This is a genomic window from Serratia sp. Ae19-1, assembly GCF_059801225.1.
Genome location: NZ_JBCHWD010000001.1, coordinates 1,071,142 through 1,092,047, shown reverse-complemented (window position 1 = coordinate 1,092,047; position 20,906 = coordinate 1,071,142). Strand labels below are relative to the sequence as shown.

The following is a 20,906-nucleotide window of genomic DNA, read 5'->3' as shown; positions in this document are numbered from 1 at the left end:
CAAACCTGGCAAGCGCTTACAGGTACAGATACAGACGCGCGGTTTTGGCGTCCAGATTGCCGTTAATCGAGTAGATTTTGGCGTCCGAGTTGGGCGCCACGACGATCTCACGCGGTTTTTCGAAGGGGCGAATATCCAGCCCCTGCGCATCGTACCAATAGAAACGGTAATGCACGGTGACCGGCGTCGCCTGGCTGTTATTGAGTACCGAGGTCGCCATCACCCGCCCGGAAGCGTTCGAAATCGAAGGCGTATCGGCCAAAATGCCGGCGGTCAGCACCGAAGGATCCATCACCACCGTCTGCCCTTGGTTGACCGCGATGCCGGACGGCGAGCTGCACCCCATCAGCAACGCGGCGGGCAACGCCAACGCCATCAGACAACGCAGAGTTTTTTTACCGCGCATGATTTCCTCGCTTAACGTGACAGCAGCGGCCCCAGCGAGCGGCCACCGACCAGGTGCATATGAATATGATAGACCTCCTGACCGGCGTGGCGGTTGCAGTTGACGATCAGGCGGTAGCCATCCTCGGCGATGCCTTCCTGTTCGGCGATTTTCGCCGCGGCGGTGATCATGCGACCCAGCGCGGCTTCATGCTCCACGGTCACGTCGTTGACGGTTGGGATCAGCACGTTGGGAACGATCAGCACGTGGGTGGGTGCCTGGGGGGAGATGTCACGGAAAGCGGTGACCAGTTCATCCTGATAAACCACATCAGCAGGGATTTCGCGGCGGATAATTTTACTGAAAATCGTTTCTTCGGCCATCTGGCGTTCCTTGTTTTACACAATTAGCTGTACGCAGTATGAGTGACAAATTCTACTGCTTTCAACCTGATTGCGCACTTTCCACGTCGAGTGCTGCAGATTCGCGCAGGCCGGCGCCCCGCTTGTGCATCTTTTCACTTTGGTTATTCACTATTGTTGCTTTACTTGCCCCTCACCGCCGCCAATAGTAACCCCATGATTAACAAAGGATAGAGGGCGTTATGTCACCGAGGATTCCGGCGCTGTGCGCGCTGTTGCTGAGCACCGCCGTTCAGGCGGCCCCGTCGGGCGGTATCGATCTGCAGGCTAACCGACAGCCGATACGCGCAGAGCGCAATCCCGCCGCTATTGCGCTGATTCCGACGAACTTTCACTTCGCGACGCCCGGCAAACTGACTGTGGCGGTGGCGTTCGAAAACTCCCCGCCGCTGGCGCTGTTCGCCGAGGACAATAAAACGCTGATCGGCAGCGATCCGGACATCGCCCGCCTGGTGGCCGACAGTCTCGGGCTAGAGTTGAACCTGGTGCCTACCTCCTGGGAGGATTGGCCATTGGGCATCAGCGCCGGCAAATACGACGCGGCGATCTTCAACATCGCCGTCACCAAACAGCGCAAGACCAAATTCGACTTCGCCACCTACCGGGTGGACACGCTGGGCTTTTACGTCAAATCCACCAGCAAGATCGCCTCTATCAATCGGCCGCAGGACGTCGCCGGGCTGCGGATCATCGTCGGATCCGGCACCAATCAGGAAAACATTCTGCTGGGATGGGATAAGCAGAACCGCGCCGCCGGGCTGCCGGCGGTACAACCGATCTACGTGACCGACGACGCCGCCACCAACCTGAGCATTCAGTCAGGGCGCGCCGACGCGTTCTTCGGGCCCCACTCTACCGGCGCCTACAAGGCGGCGCTGACCGGCAAAACCAAAATGGTCGGCATCGGCCCCAACGTGGCCTACGTGGCGGTCACCAGCAAGAAAGGCAACGGGCTGGTGAACGCCATCAACGCCGCCGTCAACGGCGTCATCGTCAGCGGCGAATACGCGCAGGTGCTGGAACGCTGGGGCGAAGGCGACGAAAAGGTCGAGCGCTCCACCATCAACCCGCCGGGCATCGGCGACTAGCCGCCGATCAGCTGCGGCGCGTGTCGGCGCATCCACTTCGCCAGCGAGTCGAGCGTCGGCCGCAGCGATTTGCCGAGCGCGGTGACCTGGTACTCCACCCGCGGCGGCACTTCGGGAAACACCCGCCGCGTCACCAGACCGCGCTGCTCGAACAGCCGCAGTTGGCGCGTCAGCTCTTTTTGCGCGATGGGCGCTACCGCCCGCTGCAGCTCGCTGAATCGCACCGGATCGTCGATCACGATCAGCCGGTACAGGATCGGTATCGCCCACTTGCCCGACACCAGATTGACGAAGTCCACCATCGGGCAGGATTCGCCTGCCGTCGGCAACGCCGCCAAATTATTTTCCTTCGCTAAGGGTGCTTGCGCCGTCATTTCATCCCACCTCGTCCTTTAGTATCCAAAGGGTGCCTACTATGCAAAAGGAACTATAGCGCAAATAATGCCGCAACAGACGCTCAAGAGGAATCGGTTATGTCACGACTGCAAGGCAAATACGCATTGATTACCGGCGGCACCAGCGGTATCGGGCTGGAAACCGCTCGCCAGTTCATCGCCGAGGGCGCTTTGGTTGCGATCACCGGCCGCAGCCAAAGCGCTCTGGACGCGGCAGGCCAGGCCTTGGTGGGCAAGGCGCTGTTGCTGTTGAGCGACGCCGGCGACATCCCGCAGCAGCGCGCGCTGGCGCAGCAGTTGGCGCAACGGTGGCCGCGGCTGGACGTGCTGTATGTCAACGCCGGCGACGTCACGCACCGCCCGCTGCAGGAGTGGGATGAACAGAGCTATCAGCGGCTGATGGACATCAACCTGAAAGGGCCGTTCTTTCTGATCCAGGCGCTGCTGCCGCTGCTGGCCAACCCTTCTTCGGTGATCCTGTGCGGTTCGGTCAGCGCCCATATCGGCCTGCCGCAGAGCAGCGCCTACGCCGCCAGCAAAGCCGGTTTGTTATCGCTGGCCAGAACGCTCTCCGGCGAGCTGCACGCGCGCGGCATTCGCCTTAACGGCCTCAGCCCCGGCCCGACCGAAACCCCGGCGTTGGGTAAGCTGGGGTTGGCGGAAGCGGATGAGCAGGCATTGCGCGACGATATCCGCGCGCTGGTGCCGATCGGCCGCATGGGCAGCGCGCTGGAGCTGGCCAAAGCGGCGGTGTTTCTGGCGGCGGACGAATCGGCCTTTATGGTCGGCGCCGAGCTGCAGATGGACGGCGGCGTGGGGAATCTTTAACTATTGCGCAGCACAATAAGGCCGCTTATGCGGCCTTTATCAGGTGCCACTCAGCTCACCCCTTGAATCGGGTTGGTATTAAAGGTGTAGACTACGATCTTCCACTGCCCCTGCTGTTTCTCCAATATAAATACTTCACGATTTAAATCGATCAGGGTGGCGCCGTCGCTTATTCGGGTGACCGTTGCGCCGCGATGATGGTGCGTGCGCACATAGGCCATATTACCGTTCACGCTAACGCTGTCATACGCAAACTCGGTTTCAAATTTCTCTTTTTTAAATAGGTCGTCATATTGTTGACGGCGCTTTTCATTGCTGTCCGCCGTCGGCTTTTCGTTCCACTGCGAATAACTTTGTGGTGCGAAAAGTGACAAAATAGTTTGCGTATCGCCGGCATTAAGCGCTGTCTGGTATCGGTTTATCAGCTGATAAACCGCCTTCTGCTCAGCCGCAACGCCCGCATCAGCGGAAACCCTGTAACTTTGTGGCGCGGCCTCGCTGCCTGCGGCATACGTTTGGCCGCACAAGCCTGCTCCAGCCAATAACAATACGGCAGTTAACTTTCTCATATAAATATCCTCTTCGGCGTTATTTCATTATGGCAATACAGGATGCGATTTCAGATAAATAAAAACGCTGAAAATAAAATATCCAATGCCGCGTTAAATTGACAGCCGGCATATTTAAAAATACTCTTTTAATAATTTAAATAATGGAAGCCGTTAACATGAATGAACTGCATGCGCTACGCGTGTTCTGCCAGGTGGTAGAAATGGAGGGGTTCAGCCAGGCGGCAACCAAAATGGGACTCTCCCCGGCCAGCGTCACGTACAGCATCAATCAGCTTGAAAAACAGTTCGGGCAGCCCCTCTTCAAACGCTCAACCCGGCGCTTCTCCCTGACCAGCGCCGGGGAGCGTTGCTACCGCACCGCGCAGGAGATACTGCAGCAGTTTGACCGGCTGAAAAACGACATGTCGGGCGACTTTGAACAACCGCGCGGACCGCTGCGGGTCGAGATAGCCTCGATGCTCAGCAGCATGCATATCGCCCCGGCGCTGCCGGCTTTTTTGGCGCAATACCCGGAATTGCAGCTCAGCGTTTCGGTCAGCGATCGCCTGGTCAATCCGGCGGAAGATCGCGCCGACGTATTTATTCGCATCGGCGCCGGCGACATCCCCGAGATGGTCAGCCGTCAATTGCTGCAACCACGCTATCTGTGCTGTGCGTCTCCCGATTATTTTACGCGCCACGGCCGGCCAGAACACCCGGAACAACTGCAACAGCACCAGCACCAGCGGCTGGGATTTATCCGTTCAGGCGCGGCGGCGGCGGATGACTGGCAGTTCATTCGCGGCGACGAACGCTACTCTCTGGCGCCCAGCCCGCTGCTGAGCTTTAACCATTCCCAATCACTGTGCGAGGTTGCCAGGAATCATCTCGGCCTGGTTTACTTGCTGGATTGCACGCTGGAAAATTATCTGAAGACGGGGGAATTGGAGCCGATACTGCAGGAGTGGGCGCCCACCGGGGCGCCGATCAATATTCTCTATCCGCGCCTGCGGGATCGCAGCCACAAAATTCGGGTCTTCGTCGACTTCATCAGCAAGCTGTTCGCCGACAAATTCGCCAGGCCCTGATCGCGCGGCTCACCCCAACCCGGGGATGTCGACGCCAAAGGTCTGCAACAGCAGCACCACATTGAGCAGCACGATCACCACCGTGCCGACCACCGCCGCCAGGCTGGTCCAGCGGCCGTTGGCGAACTCGCCCATGATGTCGCGGCGGCGGGTGAACATCACCAGCGCGATCATCGGCGCCGGCAGCGCCAGGCTCAGCACCACTTGGCTGTAGACCAGCGCGTCGGTGGCGTTGACGCCCATCGCCACCACGATAAACGCCGGCACCATAGTGACCAGGCGACGCACCCACACCGGAATGCGGAAGCCGACGAAGCCCTGCATGATCATCTGCCCGGCCATGGTGCCCACCACCGAGCTGGAGATGCCGGAGGCGATCAGCGACGCGAGGAAGATACCGGCGGCCGCAGCGCCGAACAGCGGCGTCAGCGTATGGTAGGCGGTGCCAATCTCGGCCACGTCGCTGTTACCGGCGTGGAAGGCGCTCGAAGCCATGATCACCATCGCGATATTCACCAGCCCCGCCAGCGCCAGCGCGATCACCACCTCGATATTGGAGAAACGCAGCAGCTTGCGCCGCTCGCCGTTGTCGCTGGCCGGGCTGCGGTGCTGGGTCAACCCCGAGTGCAGGAAAATGGCGTGCGGCATCACGGTGGCGCCGATAATGCCGACGGCGATGGTCAGCGCCTGCGCGTCGGGCAACTGCGGCGTCACCATGCCGATGCCGGCCGCCTGCCAATCCACCGGTACGATGAACATCTCCACCAGATAGCACAGCGCGATGATGCCCACCAGGCCACCGATCATCAGTTCAACCGGGCGGAAACCTTTTTTTTCCACCATCAACAGCGCATAGGTGATCACCGCCGTCACGCCCATCCCCGCCAGCAGCGGCATGTGGAACAACAGCGCCAGCGCGATCGCGCCGCCGAGAAACTCCGCCAGATCGGTGGCCATCGCCGCCACTTCGCTGAGCAGCCACATGCCGATCACCACCGGCCGTGAGAACTGATCGCGGCACATTTCCGCCAGATTGCGGTTGGTGACGATGCCGAGCTTGGCCGACAGCGCCTGAAACAGCATGGCGATCAGGTTGGCCATCACCACCACCCACAGCAGGCTGTAACCGTATTTCGCCCCGGCCTGAATGTTGGTGGCGAAGTTACCGGGATCCATGTAGGCGATAGAAGCAATCACCGCCGGGCCGGCGAACAGCAACGGCGTAAAGGCGCCGCGCTTGCGTCCGGCAAGGGCGGCGCCAATCGCGATGTTGGTCCGTTCGGTTAACGATGGGGTGGTTGCCGCATCACGCATGGATTACCCTCAATCTTTTACTGGTTATTTTTCCACCTGTCATGCTGACAATGTAGCATCGGCTACACTTTATGCAACAGGCGAAATTCATTGGCTTTGTGTAGAGATATTTCTAACTACCACAATGCGTGGCATCGAATTGATAATGTGTGCTATTTGGACTAACTTAGGGCAACCCTCCCCATATTGCCGGGAGACGCCATTTTTACGCTTACAGGACGCCCCACGCTATGGTTACCCGCGCGCCAGATAACGCCGACCGCCCCGCCCTGACCGATATGCCGGACGAGGCCGAGCACGCCCTGCGTTTTAGCCGCGCCCGTGAAGCGCAGTCCAATGCGCTGATCGAAGATTACGTTGAGCTGATCGCCGATTTGCTGCAAAGCACCCGCGAAGCCAGAACCACCGATATCGCGCGCCGCTTCGGCGTGTCTCACCCGACGGCGATCAAAAATATCGCGCGGCTGAAAAGCGCCGGGCTGGTTGAATCGCGCCCTTATCGCGGGGTGTTTTTAACCGAGGAAGGCGAGCAGCTGGCGCAGAAGGTGCGCCGCCGTCACCGCATCGTGGTCGATCTGCTGATGTGCGTCGGGGTGCCGAGCGAAACCGCCGAGCTGGACAGCGAAGGGATTGAACACCATATCTCGGACGAAACGCTGGCGGTGTTCGAACATTATCTACAGCAGCACGCCAAACCCTGACTCCCGGAGCGCCGATGAGCTACGCCGTGCAGCAAATCCATGATCTGCGCCTGGTGGTTTTCGCCGAAGCCGGGCCGGCGCTGAAAGATGAAAACGACGTCAGCCTGTTTATCGCGCCCGCCTTTGAACACGAGGCCGGGATGATCGCCCTCCCCGTCAGCCGCCTGGACGCCACCTTCTTCCAGCTCAGAAGCGGCATTGCCGGCGCCGTATTGCAGAAATTCGTCAACTATCGCCTGCGGGTGGCGCTACTGGGCGATATCACCCCCTGGCTGGCGCAAAGCAGCGCGCTGCAAGACTTCGTGCGCGAAGCCAACCGCGGCGAACAGGTCTGGTTCCTCCCTTCTCTTGCCGAACTCGAACAGCGCCTTGGCGCCTGACGGCAGGCAATAAAAAAGGGAGGCTTTCACCTCCCTTGGTAACTCCCCTGCCTGAATCAGTGATTACGGATATATTCGTCCATATCGGTTTTCAGGTTGTCAGACTTGGTGCCGAAGATGGCCTGCACGCCAGAGCCAGCGACGACTACGCCGGCTGCGCCCAGTTTCTTCAGGCCCGCCTGGTCAACTTTGGACACGTCGGCCACGCTGACGCGCAGACGGGTGATGCAAGCATCCAGGTTAGTGATGTTTTCTTTACCGCCGAAGGCCTGAACCAGCGCTGCGGACATTTCGGAACCGCCCTGCGCAGTCTGCTCGGCAGCGGTGTCTTCACGGCCCGGGGTTTTCAGATCCAGCTTGGCGATCAGCACGCGGAAGATGGTGTAGTACACCAGACCGTAGATGATGCCGACGATTGGGAACAGCCAGATTTTGCTGCTGTTGCCGCTCAGTACGATAAAGTCGATCAGGCCGTGCGAGAAGCTGGTGCCGTCACGCATGCCCAACAGGATGCAGATTGGGAACGCCAGACCGGCCAGGATAGCGTGGATCACATACAGGATCGGCGCGACAAACATGAAGGAGAACTCGATCGGCTCGGTGATACCGGTCAGGAACGAGGTCAGCGCAGCGGAGATCATGATGCCGCCGACTTTAGCGCGGTTTTCCGGCTTGGCCGAGTGCCAGATGGCGATGGCCGCAGCAGGCAGACCGTACATTTTGAACAGGAAGCCGCCGGACAGTTTGCCCGCGGTTGGGTCGCCCGCCATGTAGCGAGGGATGTCGCCGTGGAACACCTGGCCCGCCGCGTTGGTGAATTCACCAATTTGCATTTGGAACGGTACGTTCCAGATGTGGTGCAGACCGAACGGCACCAGAGCACGCTCAACCACGCCGTAAATGCCGAAGGCTACGACCGGGTTCTGATAAGCCGCCCACTGCGAGAAGGTCTGGATAGCCGTACCGATCGGTGGCCAGATGAAGGACAGCACTACGCCCAGAACGATCGCCGCCAGACCGGAAATGATCGGCACGAAACGCTTACCGGCAAAGAAGCCCAGGTATTCCGGCAGTTGAATGCGGAAGAAGCGGTTGAACATATAGGCCGCGATGGCGCCGGAGATAATCCCCCCGAGCACACCGGTATCCGCCAGGTGTTTGGCCGCAATCTCTTCAGCCGGCAGGTGCAGCACCAGCGGCGCAACCACCGCCATGGTTTTCACCATGATGCCGTAAGCCACCACCGCCGCCAGCGCGGAAACGCCGTCGTTGTTGGTGAAGCCCAAGGCGACGCCGATAGCGAAAATCAACGGCATATTGGCGAAGACCGAACCGCCCGCTTCCGCCATCACGTGGGAGACTACCGCAGGTAGCCAGCTAAAGTTGGCGGAACCGACGCCCAGCAGGATACCTGCGATAGGCAACACGGACACCGGCAGCATGAGCGATTTACCTACTTTTTGCAGGTTTGCAAATGCGTTCTTGAACATAGTTGAGTGTGCTCCTGAGTAATAATGCTTTGCTACTTCTTGTCGCGATACGTCGCGCTGCAAGGGGGGGAGAAAAACCCCTGCAATTCAGGGTGTCTGAGCACCCCTTGAATTTATTACGCAGAGTAAAATAAATAGCCTGCGCAATGTTTGATGACAATCACGTTTCGATGATCGAGCCGCAGCAACTTTGCATAAACCGGCTGTTTTTTGGCAAAACAGGCCAAAAAACACGCACCGAACAACCTGAAACGGGAGGGAACCTTACCCGTTTCAGTGATTAATTACGAGCTCAAAAAAAATTATGCAGACAATGACCTACAGCTATAGCCTAGGTCAAAGATCACAGATCGAGGTGAAATAAGCGTGAAAAGTTGGCGGTGGTCGCTTCGGCCAGTTGTTCCAGGCTAACGCCCTTCAATACCGCCATGTATTCAGCCACATCGCGCACATAGGCGGGTTGGTTTTCTTTGCCGCGATGCGGCACCGGCGCCAGATAAGGCGAGTCGGTTTCCACCAGAATGCGGTCCAGCGGCACATAGCGGGCTACTTCACGCAGCTGTTCGGCGTTGCGGAAGGTCACGATGCCGGAGAAAGAGATGTAAAAGCCCAGATCCAGCAAAGCTTCGGCCGTGGCCAGATCTTCGGTGAAGCAGTGGAGTACGCCACCGCAGTCCTGTGCGTTCTCTTCACGCAGGATCGCCAGCGTATCCGCGCGCGCATCGCGGGTGTGGACGATCACCGGCTTGTTCAGATCCCGGCCAATGCGGATATGCTCGCGGAAAGAGTCCTGCTGCAGCTCAAGGTTGTCTTTCTGGTAGAAGTAATCGAGCCCGGTCTCCCCCAGCGCCACCACCTGCTCCGCCGCCGCCAGGCGACGCAGCTCGGCGTAATCATAGCCTTCTTCCAGGTTGAGCGGATGCACCCCGCAGGAGAAGGCCACATCGTCGCGCTGGCCGATCAGTTCGGTCATGGAACGGTAGCCCGGCAGCGTGGTGGCGACCGCCAGCACATAGCCGACGTCGCGCACTTTGGCCTTGGCCAGCGCATCGTCCACATTCTGGTGCAGCGTTTGATAATCCAGGCCGTCAAGATGGCAATGAGAATCGACTAACAACATAATTTTTAACTCTTTTACTTTACAGCGAATGAGGTTGGGAATAGCCGGCGGCGCCGAGCATCTGTTCCCAGCGAAGTAACTGTTCGGTCAGCAGCAGCTCGCGATTGACGCCCACCACGCTGAGCAGCTGGTGGCGGCAGTTCAGCCACTGCTGCACGATCTGCTGCAGCGAGACGCTGCTCAGCAGGCTGGCCAACTGGTGCACCAGCGGCTGCTGATCCTGATTCAACACATAGTGATGCGCGCCCTGTTGCCACTTCATCGCGTCCACCAGCAGCGCGCACAGCCAGTGCAGGCGCTCGGCGACGTCTTCGTGGTTTAACGCCGGCAGCAGCGACAGCATATCGCGCTGCGGCAGCGCGGCGCTCAATGCGGCGCACAGGGCGCTGCGCTGTTGCCACTGCTGCGGCTGTAACAGCTGTTCGGCGGCCAGCGGCGCGCCGTCGTGCAGGCGCAGCGCCGTGAGGCGATCCGTCTGAGATCCGGCCGCCTGTCGGCCCAGCCACTGCAGACTGAGCTGCTCCTCCGGGCTGGCCAAATGCCAGTACAGGCAGCGGCTGCGCAGTGTCGCCATCAGCCGCGACGGCTCACGGCACCCCAGCAGGAAATAGGTTTTCTCCGGCGGCTCCTCCAGCGTTTTCAACAGCGCGTTGGCCGCCGCCTCGGTCAGCTGTTCCGCCTGAGGCAGCCAAATCACCTTGGCGCCGCCCTGCTGCGCGTGGGCATACAGCTTCTCAATCACCTGGCGAATCGGTTCGATCCCCAGGCTGCTCTTGCCCTTTTCCGGCGCCAGCACGTGATAATCCGGGTGGTTACCCGCCAGCATCAGCCGGCAGCTATGGCACTCACCGCAGCTTTTTTCACCGTTGCGCTGCTGACAGATCAACCAACGGCTCAGGCCGTAGGCCAGCGCATCGTCACCGTTGCCTGCCGCAGCGTGCAGCAGCAGCGCATGATGGCCGCGGCCCTCGGCGTACTGCCCAACCAGCTGGCGATAAGGGCCATTCAGCCACGGATACCAGTTCATTATGCGCCTTCCTGCTGCCGCAGCCACTGGCTGACGCAGTCGCGGATCGCCGCCGTCACCTGTTCCAGCGGTTGGGCGGCGTCGACGGTGACGATGGTTTCATCCTGCGCCGCCAGCTCGAGATAACGCGCGCGGGTGCGTTCGAAGAACGGCAGCGCCTCCTGTTCGATGCGATCCAGCTGGCCGCGAGCCTGTGCGCGTTGCAGGCCAACCAGCGGCGGCAGATCGAGATAGACCGTCAGGTCCGGCCGGAAATCCCCCAGCACGGTGTCGCGCAGCGAGGCCATCAGCTGCGGATCCACGCCACGGCCGCCGCCCTGGTAAGCCTGTGAAGAGAGATCGTGACGGTCGCCCACCACCCACGCGCCGCGCGCCAGAGCCGGTTTAATTACGGTCTCCACCAGCTGCACGCGCGCGGCGTACAGCATCAGCACTTCGGCCTTGATGGTCGGCAATTCGCCATCGATGCCGCGCTTAAACAGATCGCGCAGCTTTTCCGCCAGCGGCGTACCACCCGGTTCGCGGGTGAAGACGATATCGCTGACGCCGTGTTCACGCAGTACATTGACCACCGTGTCGCGCGCGGTGGTCTTGCCCGCGCCTTCCAGCCCCTCGATAACAACGAATTTACTTTTCATTCTTTTCCTTTAACGCCTGACGGTACGCGCGCACCGCCTGGTTATGGCTCGCCAGATTGGTGGTGAAGGTATGCCCACCCTTGCCGTCGGCGACAAAATAGAGATAAGGCGTTTTGGCCGGATTGGCGGCCGCCTGCAGCGAGGCCTCACCCGGCATGGCGATCGGCGTTGGCGGCAGGCCGGCGATCACATAGGTGTTGTAAGGCGTCGGCGTCTCCAGATCCTTGCGCGTGATGTTGCCATTATAGCTTTCGCCCATGCCGTAGATCACCGTCGGATCGGTCTGCAGACGCATGCCGATGCGCAAGCGGTTGACGAACACCGACGCCACCTTGCTGCGCTCTTCCGGCACGGCGGTCTCTTTCTCGACGATCGAAGCCATGGTCAGCAACTCTTCCGGCGTTTTATACGGCAGGCTGGCGTCGCGGCCGGCCCAGGCGGCCTGCAGCGCTTTGTTCATGCGCACGTGAGCGCGTTTGAGCAGCGCAATGTCGCTCATGCCGGCGGTATACTGATAGGTATCCGGGTACAGGTGCCCTTCCGGCGTTTCGCCCGCAGGAATGCCTAGCGCGGTGGCGATCTCCGCTTCGCTCTTGTCCGCCAGAGTGTGTTTCAGGTATTTGGACTGCTGCAGCACCTGCTGCCAGTCACGCAGGCGTGAGCCTTCGATAAAGCGCGCGGTGAACTGCGCCTCTTTGCCGCTGGCCAACAGCTTCAGCATCTGGCGCACCGTCATGCCCGGCGTGAAACGGTAGGTACCGGCCTTGAACTCCGCCAGCTCCGGCTCAAGTTTCAGCAGCCACTGGAACCAGCGGCCGTTGCGCACCAGTTTATCGCGCACCAGCAACCCTTCCAGCGCCACCCGGCCGGTGCCGGCAGGCAGTTTGAAGATGGTCTCTTGCTGGATGGCCAGCGGCGTATCGGCAAAGCGTTCGATCTTCTGGTAGCCCCAAAACAGCAGCGCCAATGCCAGAACAACAATAACAGACAGGACCTTCAGCTTTCTTTTCTTCATCAATCAGCCATGGTTAACAGTGTGGACGCAAAAAATCATACAGCTGGCGCGAATGATAACGCCATGATTGGGCAACGTTTACCGGCAGCAGCGGCATCAGCGCGTTGCTCACCAGAACTTCGTCAGCGTCGGCCAGCGTCTCCAGCGGTTCACTGACGCAGTGCAGACGGTATTCCGAACCGGCCAGCAGCGCGATCACCCGCCGACGCATCAGCCCGGCGACGCCCGCCTGGCTCAGGTCCGGGGTAAACACCGCTTTTCCCTTACGCCAGAACAAATTAGCCGCACAGCATTCCACCAGCATACCGGCAGTGTCAAGCACCAGCGCCTCGTCGGCGGCCATCTGGTCAAGATGCGCGCGGATCAGCACCTGCTCCAGACGGTTCAAATGCTTTAGCCCCGCCAGCAGCGGGTTACGCGCCAGCGCCACCGGGCTGAGCGCGAGCGTGATGCCCTGCTCCCGCCACTGCAAATAGTGCGCGGGGTAGCTGCTGCGGGCGACGATGCGCGTTGGGTTTTCGCACCCCACCGGGCTGTAGCCGCGCCCACCGCTGCCGCGCGTCAGTATCGCTTTGACCACGCCGAGCGGAATTGATTCGGCCGCCTGCGCCATCTCCCGTTCGAAAGCCAGCCAATCGGTGGCGGGCAGCATCAGCCGCTGCGCCGCTTGCTGCAGCCGCTCCAGATGCCAGGGCAGCAGCTCGACTTTGCCGTCAATAACCCGAGCGGTAGTAAAGCAGCCATCGCCGAATTGCAGGCCGCGATCGCTCGGCGCCAGCGCATCGTGGCGTTGTCCGTTAATCCAATACATGCTTCCTCCTGTTGCCAGCTGATGACTTCACGCTCGCAGAATAGCAGGCGGCCGTTAATGCAAAAACGCTCAATATGCCCACTTACCATTCAGCTCGGCTGGCGTTATAGTAGCTCATTGGAAACATTAGGCTATCCACATGAAATATAAAAAAATATTATCAATAATTATAATTCTATTTACCATTCTGATAACTGCCGGGCTGCTAGCCATAAAGCCGCTGCGCATTGCCTTCCCCTCATTGCTGCCAGGAATAACATGCCCAACCGCAACTCTCTGCACGGATGATGTCGCAAAATTAGCGGATGCTCAAAAGCTTTATCAGACCGGCTATGCGCACGCCAGTACCGCCGTCGGGCCATTTATCGGCAGCCCCCGAGTCGTGTTCTGCAACGCTGCAGCCTGCGCCGAGATGTTCGGCATGGGAAAACGCGCCGCCGCTGCGATCGGTGATCTCGGTCTGATTGTTGCACCACGCGGTTGGACAGCGTTCTACTTAACGCATGAAATGATCCACTATCGGCAGGCAGAATCCTTCGGTAATCTCGCCATGTTGACCAAACCTTCATGGCTGATTGAGGGGATGGCTTATTCCATGAGTGGCGATCCGCGCCCACTTACCGCCCCCTTCGAAGAATGGCGTACTCAATTCGAGATGTGGCAGGCTACACTCGGCAATCAATCCATCTTGCAAGCGGCGAAAAATATAAAATAGCCCCCTGCAGGTGCCCCTCTCCGTCAAATTGCACGCGTAAAAAAGCCCGGTTAAAAAACCGGGCTTTCATCAGCAGTCGACCGCGCGAGTTACACTCGGCGGAAGATCAGCGAGCCGTTGGTGCCGCCGAAGCCGAAGGAGTTACACAGGGTAAACTCCATATCGCTGACCTGGCGCGCTTCGTGAGGCACGAAGTCCAGATCGCAACCTTCATCCGGGTTATCCAGGTTGATGGTTGGCGGTACCGCCTGATCGCGCAGCGCCAGCACGGTGAAGATGGACTCGATCGCGCCTGCCGCACCCAACAGGTGGCCGGTCATCGATTTGGTCGAGCTCACCAGCACGCGCTGCGCATCGGCGCCAAATACGGATTTCACCGCCTGCGCTTCCGCCTGATCGCCCGCCGGCGTAGAGGTGCCGTGTGCGTTGATGTAGCCGATTTGTGACGGGGTCACACCGGCGTCAAGCAGGGCATTTTCCATCGCCAGCGCAGCGCCAGCGCCGTTTTCCGGTGGCGAAGTCATGTGATAGGCATCGCTGCTCATCCCAAAGCCAACCACTTCGGCGTAGATTTTCGCGCCGCGTTTTTTCGCGTGTTCGTACTCTTCCAGCACCATCATGCCGGCGCCGTCGCCCAGCACGAAGCCGTCGCGGTCTTTATCCCACGGACGGCTCGCCGCCTGCGGGTTGTCATTACGGGTGGACAGGGCGCGCGCTGCGCCAAAGCCGCCGACGCCCAATGGGGTGCTGGCTTTCTCTGCCCCACCGGCCAGCATCACGTCAGCATCATTGTAAGCAATGATACGCGCCGCATGGCCGATGTTGTGCACACCTGATGTACAGGCGGTGGCGATGGAAATGCTTGGGCCACGCATGCCGTACATGATTGTCAGGTGGCCTGCAATCATATTCACGATGGTGGATGGCACGAAGAACGGACTGATTTTCCGTGGGCCACCGTTAACCAGTGAACTGTGGTTTTCTTCAATCAAACCCAGGCCGCCGATGCCGGAACCGATCGCGGCTCCAATGCGGGTGGCGTTAGCCTCGGTGATGTCCAGACCTGCATCCTGCATGGCTTGCATGCCGGCAGCGATACCGTACTGGATAAAGGCGTCCATCTTGCGCGCATCTTTGCGAGAGATGAAATCCTCAGAATTAAAATTCTTTACCAGGCCAGCAAACTTGGTCGCATAGGCAGTGGTATCGAAATGGTCGATCAGGCTGATGCCACTCTGACCGGCAAGAAGAGCGTTCCACGTGGACTCTACCGTATTGCCGACAGGAGACAACATGCCCAGTCCGGTCACAACTACTCGACGCTTAGACACGTTTGTCCTCCAGGGAGGGAAAAATATGACACTAGGGATAGAAAAAACTTAGGCGGTCGAACGACCGCCTAGATATGTTCTCTTACTGCTGGCTAGCGTTGATGAAATCAATAGCTGCCTGAACAGTAGTGATCTTCTCAGCTTCTTCGTCTGGAATCTCGGTGTCGAATTCTTCTTCCAGTGCCATTACCAGCTCAACGGTGTCAAGAGAATCAGCGCCCAGATCTTCAACGAAAGAAGCGTTGTTCAAAACTTCTTCCTGTTTAACACCCAGTTGCTCAACAATGATTTTCTTAACGCGTTCTTCGATAGTGCTCATACTCTTAAATTTCCTATCAAAACTCGCTTTCGCGATGGTTTTCGTAGTGTATAAAATGCTGAAAAAGATGCAACTAAATCCCGGCTGGTCAAACCACGATTTTACGCTATTTTGCGGTTTTTGCCTCAAATAACGCAAATGGTTTTCGCATTTTTTAAATCATGTACATGCCGCCATTGACATGTAACGTTTCACCGGTGATATAGCCGGCCTCATCAGAGGCCAAAAATGCAACAGCGCTGGCGATTTCTTTAGCATCGCCCAGCCGGTTGGCTGGAACTGATGACAAAATGCCTGCGCGTTGATCATCTGTCAACGCCCGTGTCATGTCCGTCTCAATAAAGCCAGGTGCCACGACGTTGACCGTAATGCCACGCGAAGCAACTTCACGTGCCAAAGATTTGCTAAAACCAATCAGGCCGGCTTTAGCCGCCGCGTAGTTCGCCTGCCCTGCGTTCCCCATGGTACCGACAACGGAACCGATGGTGATGATACGGCCAAACCGCTTTTTCATCATAGCGCGCATTACCGCTTTTGACAGACGGAATACGGAAGTCAGGTTGGTGTCGAGGATATCCTCCCACTCATCATCCTTCATGCGCATCAGCAGGTTATCACGCGTAATGCCGGCATTATTCACTAAAATGTCGATTTCGCCAAATTCGGCGCGAATCGATGCCAGCACGCTGTCGATAGATTGCGCATCAACAACGTTCAACATAAACCCTTTGCCGTTTGCGCCCAGGTAGCCGCTGATCGCTTCAGCGCCGCTCTCGCTGGTCGCGGTGCCGATCACTTTGGCGCCGCGTGCCACAAACGTTTCTGCAATAGCTCGGCCAATACCGCGGCTCGCGCCGGTGACCAGAACGATTTTACCTTCGAAGCTCATCATTTTCCTCTTTATTGTTCAAGCGCCGCCGACAGGCTGGCGGTGTCGTTCACCGCCGCAGCCGTCAGGGTGTCAACAATACGTTTAGTCAGTCCGGTCAGCACTTTGCCCGGCCCCACTTCCAGCAGCGACGTCACTCCCTGTGCTGCGATAAATTCTACGCTTTCGGTCCAACGCACCGGGCTGTACAGCTGACGCACCAGCGCGCTGCGGATCGCTTCAGGATCGTTTTCGGTACGCACGTCGACGTTGTTCACCACCGGCACCTGCGGCGCGTTGAAGGTGATGTCCTGCAGCGCCACGGCCAGCTTGTCGGCGGCCGGTTTCATCAGTGCGCAGTGCGAAGGCACGCTCACCGGCAGCGGCAGCGCGCGTTTGGCGCCGGCGGCTTTACAGGCGGCGCCTGCGCGTTCAACCGCTTCCTTGTTGCCGGCGATAACCACCTGGCCCGGCGAGTTGAAGTTGACCGGTGAAACCACCTGCCCTTGCGCGGACTCTTCACACGCCTTGGCGATCGCGTCGTTGTCCAGGCCGATGATGGCGTACATCGCGCCGGTGCCTTCCGGCACCGCTTCCTGCATCAGCTTGCCGCGCAGCTCGACCAGACGGATCGCCGCCTTGAAGTCCAGCACGCCGGCGCAAACCAGCGCCGAGTATTCGCCCAGGCTATGACCCGCCATCAGCGCCGGCGCTTTACCGCCCTGCTGCTGCCAAACGCGGAAAATCGCCACCGAGGCGGCCAGCAGCGCCGGCTGGGTCTGCCAGGTCTTGTTCAGCTCTTCCGCCGGGCCTTGCTGCACCAGCTGCCACAGATCGTAACCCAGGGCGGAGGAAGCCTCGCCGAAGGTCTCTTCGACGATCGGGAACTGTGCGGCCAAATCGGCCAACATGCCAACGGTTTGCGACCCCTGGCCCGGGAAAACAAAAGCAAATTGCGTCATTTTTTCTTCCTGTCCAAATCAGAAACGAACCAGCGCCGAGCCCCAGGTAAAGCCGCCGCCGAAGGCTTCCAGCAGCACCAGTTGGCCGCGCTGAACTCGCCCGTCGCGCACTGCTTCGTCCAGTGCGGAAGGCACCGAGGCGGCGGAGGTGTTGCCGTGACGATCGAGCGTCACCACCACTTTGTCCATCCCCATGCCCAATTTTTTCGCCGTTGCGCTGATGATGCGCAGGTTGGCCTGGTGCGGCACCAGCCAATCCAGCTCGCTGCGGTCCAGATTATTGGCCTGCAGCGTCTCGTCGACGATGCGCGCCAGCTCGGTGACCGCAACCTTGAAGACTTCGTTGCCCGCCATGGTGACATAGGCCGGCTTGTCTTGATTCTGACGATCCTTGTACGGCAGGGTCAGCAGGCCGCCGTAGCTGCCGTCGGCGTGCAGATGGGTGGACATGATGCCCGGCTCTTCGGAAGCCCCCAGCACCACCGCCCCTGCGCCATCGCCAAACAGAATGATGGTGCCGCGATCTTCAGGATCCAGCGTGCGTGACAACAGATCTGCGCCGATCACCAACGCATGTTTGACCGCGCCGTTTTTCACGTACTGATCGGCCACGCTGAGCGCATAAGTAAAGCCGGCGCAGGCCGCGGCCAGATCGAACGCCGCGCAGTCCTTGATACCCAGCATGTCTTGCACCAGGCACGCCGCGCTTGGGAACGCGTGCGTATTCGTGGTGGTCGCCACCACGATCAGCCCGATGTCTTCTTTAGCCACACCTGCCATTTCCAGCGCTTTTTCAGCGGCCTGGAAGCTCATCGTCGCAACGGTTTCATCCGCAGCGGCGATACGGCGTTCGCGAATACCGGTACGCGTGACGATCCACTCGTCAGAGGTATCCACCATTTTTTCCAAATCAGCATTGGTGCGCACTTGTACGGGCAAATAACTCCCCGTACCGAGAATCTTTGTATACATGTACGATCAGTCACTCTTAGGTAATACAGCCTCAAGGCGCGCAGCAATCCTTTCCGGGACTTGCCGCTGCACCGCCTGCACAGCCTGTTCGATTGCGACTGCAAACGCGTGAGGGTTCGCAGCGCCGTGGCTCTTGACTACGGTGCTGCGCAATCCTAACAGACATGCGCCATTATACTGGTCGGGGTTCAGGTGGCCGAACCGCTTAACCACCCGTTTTTGCAGCCAACGGCCCAACAATTTCAGCCACCAGGCTCGCTTGTTTCCGTCGCCGGACGATTTCAGCAGCGATAAGAACACCCTGACCACCCCTTCCATGGTTTTCAGGGTGACGTTGCCCACGAAGCCGTCGCAGACCAATACGTCGGTCTTGCCGGTGAGCAGCTCGTTTCCTTCCAGATAACCAATATAGTTGATTGCCGGCGTATTTTTTAGCACAGCGGCCGCTTCGCGGATATTATCCAGGCCTTTGGTCTCTTCTTCGCCAATATTCAGCAGCGCCACTCGCGGTTGCGCAATGCCGATCACCTCTTCCGCCATCACCGCGCCCATCACGGCGAACTGCACCAGCATGGTGCTATCGCACTCGACGTTGGCGCCCAAATCCAGCACCACGGTTTTGCTGCGTTGCTGATTCGGGATCACCGTCATCAGCGCCGGGCGTTCGATGCCTTCCAACGGCTTGACCAGCAGCTTCGCCAACCCCATCAACGCACCGGTATTGCCGGCGCTGACGCAGCCCTGCGCGTTGCCGCTGCTGAGCTGTTCGAGCGCAATGCGCATCGACGTGCCGCGGCTGGCGCGTATCGCTTGTGAAGGTTTGGCGTCGCCGGCGATCACAGACTCGGCGGGCACGACTTGCAGACGCTCCAGAAGAACCGGATCGGCGTGGGCAAGCAAAGGGGAGATGACGTCGGGATTGCCGACCAGCAGGAGATGAAGCTGTAAATTAGAGGCCAGTGCCTGCAACGAAGCAGGCACTGTGACGCAGGGACCGAAGTCCCCGCCCATTGCATCTAACGCCAGGGTTAGACGAGTCAAGGTATCGCTACTTAGCCGATAACCTTGCGACCGCGGTAGAAACCGTCGGCAGTGATGTGGTGACGACGGTGAGTTTCACCGGATACTTTGTCTACAGACAGAGTAGTCGTGGTCAGAGCATCGTGAGAACGACGCATGCCACGCTTGGAACGGGTTGGTTTATTCTGTTGTACGGCCATGGACCTTACTCCTCAATTACTTACGCTTTAAACTGGCTAATACGGCAAACGGATTCGGTTTCTCCGCCTCAGGAGGCAGTTGGCCAAATACCATGTCCGCTTCGGACACTTCACAGTGTTCAGATTCATGTACCGGAACGACAGGCAGTGAAAGAATAATTTCGTCTTCAATCATTGCCAACAGATCGACTTCGCCAAACTCGTCAACTTCGATCGGTTCGTACGCTTCCGGTAATGCCTCAGCCTGCTCATCATTGACGACCGGGCTAAAACAATATGTTGTGTGGACCTGATGCTCGAACGGGACTCCACAGCGTTGGCACATCAACGTTACCGTGACATCCGCATGCCCTGTTATCACCGCGAGGCGCTGATTGTCGATATTAAACGACAACGACACCTCGACATCACTGTCCACACTGACCACGGAGTCGGCAACACGAGTAACCTGCTCAGGCGCATAGACACCAGCATAGTCCAGGCGTTTCTGAGCGGTACGTACCGCATCAATGGTCAAGGGTAATTTTACCTTTTGCATAGGGCGCGCATATTAACTTTGTAACGACATAGAGTCAAAGAAAAAGGCCGTAAAACGGCTCCTTTCACCAATATTCGCTTCCACAGCGGCCGACAGTTTAAAATGCCGTACCCATTTACGCTACGGTTTGCGAAAAAAATTATGCAGAGATTGCTTTTAGCCTCCACCTCCCCCTATCGAAAAATGCTGCTGGAGAAGCTGCAACTGCCCTTCGACTGCGCCGCGCCGCAGGTGGATGAAACGCCACTGCCGGGTGAAAACGCCGAAGCGCTGGTGCTGCGCCTGGCGGCGGCGAAGGCGCGGGCGCTGGCCCTCGCCTATCCCGAGCATCTGATCATCGGCTCCGATCAGGTCTGCGTGATCGACGGCGCCATCACCGGCAAGCCGCATACCGAGGAAAACGCCCGGGCGCAGCTGCGCAAGGCCGCCGGCCAGGCCGTGACCTTCTATACCGGCCTGGCGCTGTACAACGGCCGCAGCAAACAGCTGCAGGCTCTGTGCGAGCCTTTCCACGTACATTTTCGCGCGCTGAGCGAAGCGGAGATCGCGGCCTATGTGCGTCTGGAGCAACCGCTGAATTGCGCGGGAAGTTTCAAAAGCGAAGGATTGGGGATCGCGCTGTTCGACAGGCTGGAGGGCCGGGATCCGAATGCCCTGATCGGCCTGCCGTTGATCGCGCTGTTGGATATGTTGCGGGCTGAAGGCGTCAACCCGCTGGTCTGACGCGG

26 protein-coding genes are annotated in these 20,906 nt (G+C 59.0%); 7 read left to right on the top strand and 19 right to left on the bottom strand.

Annotated features, from left to right (window positions below):
- Positions 1-16: 16 nt before the first annotated feature.
- Positions 17-406, bottom strand: a complete 390-nt coding sequence (locus tag AAIE04_RS05320; protein WP_063919207.1) for a YcfL family putative periplasmic lipoprotein — start codon at positions 404-406, stop codon at positions 17-19.
- Positions 407-417: 11 nt separating this feature from the next.
- Positions 418-768: a purine nucleoside phosphoramidase gene (gene hinT, locus AAIE04_RS05315; protein ID WP_004928776.1), complete on the bottom strand. Its 351-nt coding sequence runs from the start codon at positions 766-768 to the stop codon at positions 418-420.
- Between the two features lie 221 nt (positions 769-989).
- Here hinT and AAIE04_RS05310 point away from each other — a divergent pair, with 221 nt between their 5' ends.
- Positions 990-1,895 (top strand): transporter substrate-binding domain-containing protein, encoded by a 906-nt coding sequence (locus tag AAIE04_RS05310; RefSeq protein WP_498576621.1) that lies wholly within the window; start codon positions 990-992, stop codon positions 1,893-1,895.
- On the opposite strand, the gene AAIE04_RS05305 is transcribed toward AAIE04_RS05310, so the two are convergent.
- Positions 1,892-2,269 (bottom strand): winged helix-turn-helix transcriptional regulator, encoded by a 378-nt coding sequence (locus AAIE04_RS05305; RefSeq protein ID WP_498576620.1) that lies wholly within the window; start codon positions 2,267-2,269, stop codon positions 1,892-1,894. The two genes, AAIE04_RS05310 and AAIE04_RS05305, sit on opposite strands and share 4 nt — an antisense overlap.
- Positions 2,270-2,368: 99 nt before the next feature.
- On the opposite strand from AAIE04_RS05305, the gene AAIE04_RS05300 reads away from it, so the two are divergent.
- Positions 2,369-3,118: an SDR family oxidoreductase gene (locus AAIE04_RS05300; protein WP_498576619.1), complete on the top strand. Its 750-nt coding sequence runs from the start codon at positions 2,369-2,371 to the stop codon at positions 3,116-3,118.
- 50 nt (positions 3,119-3,168) lie between these two features.
- Here the strand turns inward: AAIE04_RS05300 and AAIE04_RS05295 are convergent, their stop codons facing one another.
- A complete protein-coding gene (locus AAIE04_RS05295) occupies positions 3,169-3,687 on the bottom strand; it encodes a YybH family protein (protein ID WP_498576618.1) in 519 nt (172 codons plus the stop codon).
- A 158-nt stretch (positions 3,688-3,845) separates the two neighbouring features.
- Here AAIE04_RS05295 and AAIE04_RS05290 point away from each other — a divergent pair, with 158 nt between their 5' ends.
- Entirely contained in the window at positions 3,846-4,757 is a 912-nt protein-coding gene (locus tag AAIE04_RS05290; protein WP_498576617.1) for a LysR family transcriptional regulator, read from the top strand.
- A 9-nt stretch (positions 4,758-4,766) separates the two neighbouring features.
- Here the strand turns inward: AAIE04_RS05290 and AAIE04_RS05285 are convergent, their stop codons facing one another.
- On the bottom strand, positions 4,767-6,071 hold the full coding sequence (locus tag AAIE04_RS05285; protein ID WP_019455828.1) for an Nramp family divalent metal transporter: 1,305 nt from the start codon (positions 6,069-6,071) through the stop codon (positions 4,767-4,769).
- A gap of 230 nt (positions 6,072-6,301) precedes the next feature.
- Here AAIE04_RS05285 and mntR point away from each other — a divergent pair, with 230 nt between their 5' ends.
- Both mntR and AAIE04_RS05275 read left to right on the top strand, forming a co-directional pair.
- Positions 6,302-6,772 carry a manganese-binding transcriptional regulator MntR gene (gene mntR / locus AAIE04_RS05280; RefSeq protein WP_498576616.1) on the top strand — a complete coding sequence of 157 codons (471 nt, stop codon included), beginning with the start codon at positions 6,302-6,304 and terminating at the stop codon, positions 6,770-6,772.
- A 14-nt stretch (positions 6,773-6,786) separates the two neighbouring features.
- Positions 6,787-7,152 (top strand): DUF4180 domain-containing protein, encoded by a 366-nt coding sequence (locus AAIE04_RS05275; protein WP_498576615.1) that lies wholly within the window; start codon positions 6,787-6,789, stop codon positions 7,150-7,152.
- A gap of 56 nt (positions 7,153-7,208) precedes the next feature.
- On the opposite strand, the gene ptsG is transcribed toward AAIE04_RS05275, so the two are convergent.
- From ptsG to pabC, 6 genes are all read right to left on the bottom strand, one after another.
- Positions 7,209-8,642 (bottom strand): PTS glucose transporter subunit IIBC, encoded by a 1,434-nt coding sequence (gene ptsG / locus AAIE04_RS05270; protein ID WP_019455831.1) that lies wholly within the window; start codon positions 8,640-8,642, stop codon positions 7,209-7,211.
- Between the two features lie 343 nt (positions 8,643-8,985).
- Entirely contained in the window at positions 8,986-9,762 is a 777-nt protein-coding gene (locus AAIE04_RS05265) for a metal-dependent hydrolase (protein ID WP_498576614.1), read from the bottom strand.
- Positions 9,763-9,781: 19 nt separating this feature from the next.
- A complete protein-coding gene (gene holB / locus AAIE04_RS05260) occupies positions 9,782-10,789 on the bottom strand; it encodes a DNA polymerase III subunit delta' (protein ID WP_498576613.1) in 1,008 nt (335 codons plus the stop codon).
- Positions 10,789-11,427, bottom strand: a complete 639-nt coding sequence (tmk, locus tag AAIE04_RS05255) for a dTMP kinase (protein ID WP_019455834.1) — start codon at positions 11,425-11,427, stop codon at positions 10,789-10,791. Before tmk ends, holB begins: the two co-directional genes overlap by 1 nt.
- On the bottom strand, positions 11,417-12,442 hold the full coding sequence (mltG, locus tag AAIE04_RS05250; RefSeq protein ID WP_074054514.1) for an endolytic transglycosylase MltG: 1,026 nt from the start codon (positions 12,440-12,442) through the stop codon (positions 11,417-11,419). Before mltG ends, tmk begins: the two co-directional genes overlap by 11 nt.
- A gap of 13 nt (positions 12,443-12,455) precedes the next feature.
- The gene (gene pabC / locus AAIE04_RS05245) at positions 12,456-13,253 is read right to left on the bottom strand and encodes an aminodeoxychorismate lyase (RefSeq protein ID WP_435981379.1); all 798 of its coding nucleotides are present in this window, start codon (positions 13,251-13,253) and stop codon (positions 12,456-12,458) included.
- A gap of 139 nt (positions 13,254-13,392) precedes the next feature.
- Here pabC and AAIE04_RS05240 point away from each other — a divergent pair, with 139 nt between their 5' ends.
- Positions 13,393-13,968 carry a hypothetical protein gene (locus AAIE04_RS05240; RefSeq protein WP_498576612.1) on the top strand — a complete coding sequence of 192 codons (576 nt, stop codon included), beginning with the start codon at positions 13,393-13,395 and terminating at the stop codon, positions 13,966-13,968.
- Positions 13,969-14,057: 89 nt separating this feature from the next.
- Here the strand turns inward: AAIE04_RS05240 and fabF are convergent, their stop codons facing one another.
- From fabF to yceD, 8 genes are all read right to left on the bottom strand, one after another.
- Positions 14,058-15,299, bottom strand: a complete 1,242-nt coding sequence (fabF, locus tag AAIE04_RS05235) for a beta-ketoacyl-ACP synthase II (protein ID WP_025159944.1) — start codon at positions 15,297-15,299, stop codon at positions 14,058-14,060.
- An 82-nt stretch (positions 15,300-15,381) separates the two neighbouring features.
- Positions 15,382-15,618, bottom strand: a complete 237-nt coding sequence (gene acpP / locus AAIE04_RS05230; RefSeq protein ID WP_004719003.1) for an acyl carrier protein — start codon at positions 15,616-15,618, stop codon at positions 15,382-15,384.
- Between the two features lie 154 nt (positions 15,619-15,772).
- On the bottom strand, positions 15,773-16,507 hold the full coding sequence (fabG, locus tag AAIE04_RS05225) for a 3-oxoacyl-ACP reductase FabG (RefSeq protein ID WP_004928729.1): 735 nt from the start codon (positions 16,505-16,507) through the stop codon (positions 15,773-15,775).
- An 11-nt stretch (positions 16,508-16,518) separates the two neighbouring features.
- Positions 16,519-17,448: an ACP S-malonyltransferase gene (fabD, locus tag AAIE04_RS05220; RefSeq protein WP_074054517.1), complete on the bottom strand. Its 930-nt coding sequence runs from the start codon at positions 17,446-17,448 to the stop codon at positions 16,519-16,521.
- An 18-nt stretch (positions 17,449-17,466) separates the two neighbouring features.
- Complete coding sequence (locus AAIE04_RS05215) at positions 17,467-18,420, bottom strand: beta-ketoacyl-ACP synthase III (RefSeq protein WP_025159945.1); 954 nt, start codon at positions 18,418-18,420, stop codon at positions 17,467-17,469.
- 6 nt (positions 18,421-18,426) lie between these two features.
- Positions 18,427-19,461, bottom strand: coding sequence for a phosphate acyltransferase PlsX (gene plsX, locus AAIE04_RS05210; RefSeq protein WP_025159946.1), 1,035 nt, complete (start codon positions 19,459-19,461; stop codon positions 18,427-18,429).
- Between the two features lie 11 nt (positions 19,462-19,472).
- Positions 19,473-19,640 (bottom strand): 50S ribosomal protein L32, encoded by a 168-nt coding sequence (gene rpmF / locus AAIE04_RS05205; protein WP_004927778.1) that lies wholly within the window; start codon positions 19,638-19,640, stop codon positions 19,473-19,475.
- Positions 19,641-19,656: 16 nt separating this feature from the next.
- A complete protein-coding gene (yceD, locus tag AAIE04_RS05200; protein ID WP_004927780.1) occupies positions 19,657-20,178 on the bottom strand; it encodes a 23S rRNA accumulation protein YceD in 522 nt (173 codons plus the stop codon).
- A 141-nt stretch (positions 20,179-20,319) separates the two neighbouring features.
- Here yceD and AAIE04_RS05195 point away from each other — a divergent pair, with 141 nt between their 5' ends.
- The gene (locus AAIE04_RS05195) at positions 20,320-20,901 is read left to right on the top strand and encodes a Maf family protein (RefSeq protein WP_063919194.1); all 582 of its coding nucleotides are present in this window, start codon (positions 20,320-20,322) and stop codon (positions 20,899-20,901) included.
- Positions 20,902-20,906 lie beyond the last annotated feature (5 nt).

Excerpts from the sequence above, each read along its gene's own strand:
- AAIE04_RS05265 (WP_498576614.1), bottom strand. The coding sequence starts at position 9,762 with ATGTTGTTAGTCGATTCTCATTGCCATCTTGACGGCCTGGATTATCAA.
- holB (WP_498576613.1), bottom strand. The coding sequence starts at position 10,789 with ATGAACTGGTATCCGTGGCTGAATGGCCCTTATCGCCAGCTGGTTGGG.
- hinT (WP_004928776.1), bottom strand. The coding sequence starts at position 768 with ATGGCCGAAGAAACGATTTTCAGTAAAATTATCCGCCGCGAAATCCCT.
- yceD (WP_004927780.1), bottom strand. The coding sequence starts at position 20,178 with ATGCAAAAGGTAAAATTACCCTTGACCATTGATGCGGTACGTACCGCT.
- mltG (WP_074054514.1), bottom strand. The coding sequence starts at position 12,442 with ATGAAGAAAAGAAAGCTGAAGGTCCTGTCTGTTATTGTTGTTCTGGCA.
- pabC (WP_435981379.1), bottom strand. The coding sequence starts at position 13,253 with ATGTATTGGATTAACGGACAACGCCACGATGCGCTGGCGCCGAGCGAT.
- ptsG (WP_019455831.1), bottom strand. The coding sequence starts at position 8,642 with ATGTTCAAGAACGCATTTGCAAACCTGCAAAAAGTAGGTAAATCGCTC.
- AAIE04_RS05300 (WP_498576619.1), top strand. The coding sequence starts at position 2,369 with ATGTCACGACTGCAAGGCAAATACGCATTGATTACCGGCGGCACCAGC.
- AAIE04_RS05215 (WP_025159945.1), bottom strand. The coding sequence starts at position 18,420 with ATGTATACAAAGATTCTCGGTACGGGGAGTTATTTGCCCGTACAAGTG.
- AAIE04_RS05305 (WP_498576620.1), bottom strand. The coding sequence starts at position 2,269 with ATGACGGCGCAAGCACCCTTAGCGAAGGAAAATAATTTGGCGGCGTTG.
- fabD (WP_074054517.1), bottom strand. The coding sequence starts at position 17,448 with ATGACGCAATTTGCTTTTGTTTTCCCGGGCCAGGGGTCGCAAACCGTT.
- acpP (WP_004719003.1), bottom strand. The coding sequence starts at position 15,618 with ATGAGCACTATCGAAGAACGCGTTAAGAAAATCATTGTTGAGCAACTG.
- AAIE04_RS05310 (WP_498576621.1), top strand. The coding sequence starts at position 990 with ATGTCACCGAGGATTCCGGCGCTGTGCGCGCTGTTGCTGAGCACCGCC.
- AAIE04_RS05295 (WP_498576618.1), bottom strand. The coding sequence starts at position 3,687 with ATGAGAAAGTTAACTGCCGTATTGTTATTGGCTGGAGCAGGCTTGTGC.
- AAIE04_RS05195 (WP_063919194.1), top strand. The coding sequence starts at position 20,320 with ATGCAGAGATTGCTTTTAGCCTCCACCTCCCCCTATCGAAAAATGCTG.
- fabG (WP_004928729.1), bottom strand. The coding sequence starts at position 16,507 with ATGAGCTTCGAAGGTAAAATCGTTCTGGTCACCGGCGCGAGCCGCGGT.
- AAIE04_RS05290 (WP_498576617.1), top strand. The coding sequence starts at position 3,846 with ATGAATGAACTGCATGCGCTACGCGTGTTCTGCCAGGTGGTAGAAATG.
- AAIE04_RS05240 (WP_498576612.1), top strand. The coding sequence starts at position 13,393 with ATGAAATATAAAAAAATATTATCAATAATTATAATTCTATTTACCATT.
- rpmF (WP_004927778.1), bottom strand. The coding sequence starts at position 19,640 with ATGGCCGTACAACAGAATAAACCAACCCGTTCCAAGCGTGGCATGCGT.
- AAIE04_RS05285 (WP_019455828.1), bottom strand. The coding sequence starts at position 6,071 with ATGCGTGATGCGGCAACCACCCCATCGTTAACCGAACGGACCAACATC.
- mntR (WP_498576616.1), top strand. The coding sequence starts at position 6,302 with ATGGTTACCCGCGCGCCAGATAACGCCGACCGCCCCGCCCTGACCGAT.
- tmk (WP_019455834.1), bottom strand. The coding sequence starts at position 11,427 with ATGAAAAGTAAATTCGTTGTTATCGAGGGGCTGGAAGGCGCGGGCAAG.
- AAIE04_RS05320 (WP_063919207.1), bottom strand. The coding sequence starts at position 406 with ATGCGCGGTAAAAAAACTCTGCGTTGTCTGATGGCGTTGGCGTTGCCC.
- AAIE04_RS05275 (WP_498576615.1), top strand. The coding sequence starts at position 6,787 with ATGAGCTACGCCGTGCAGCAAATCCATGATCTGCGCCTGGTGGTTTTC.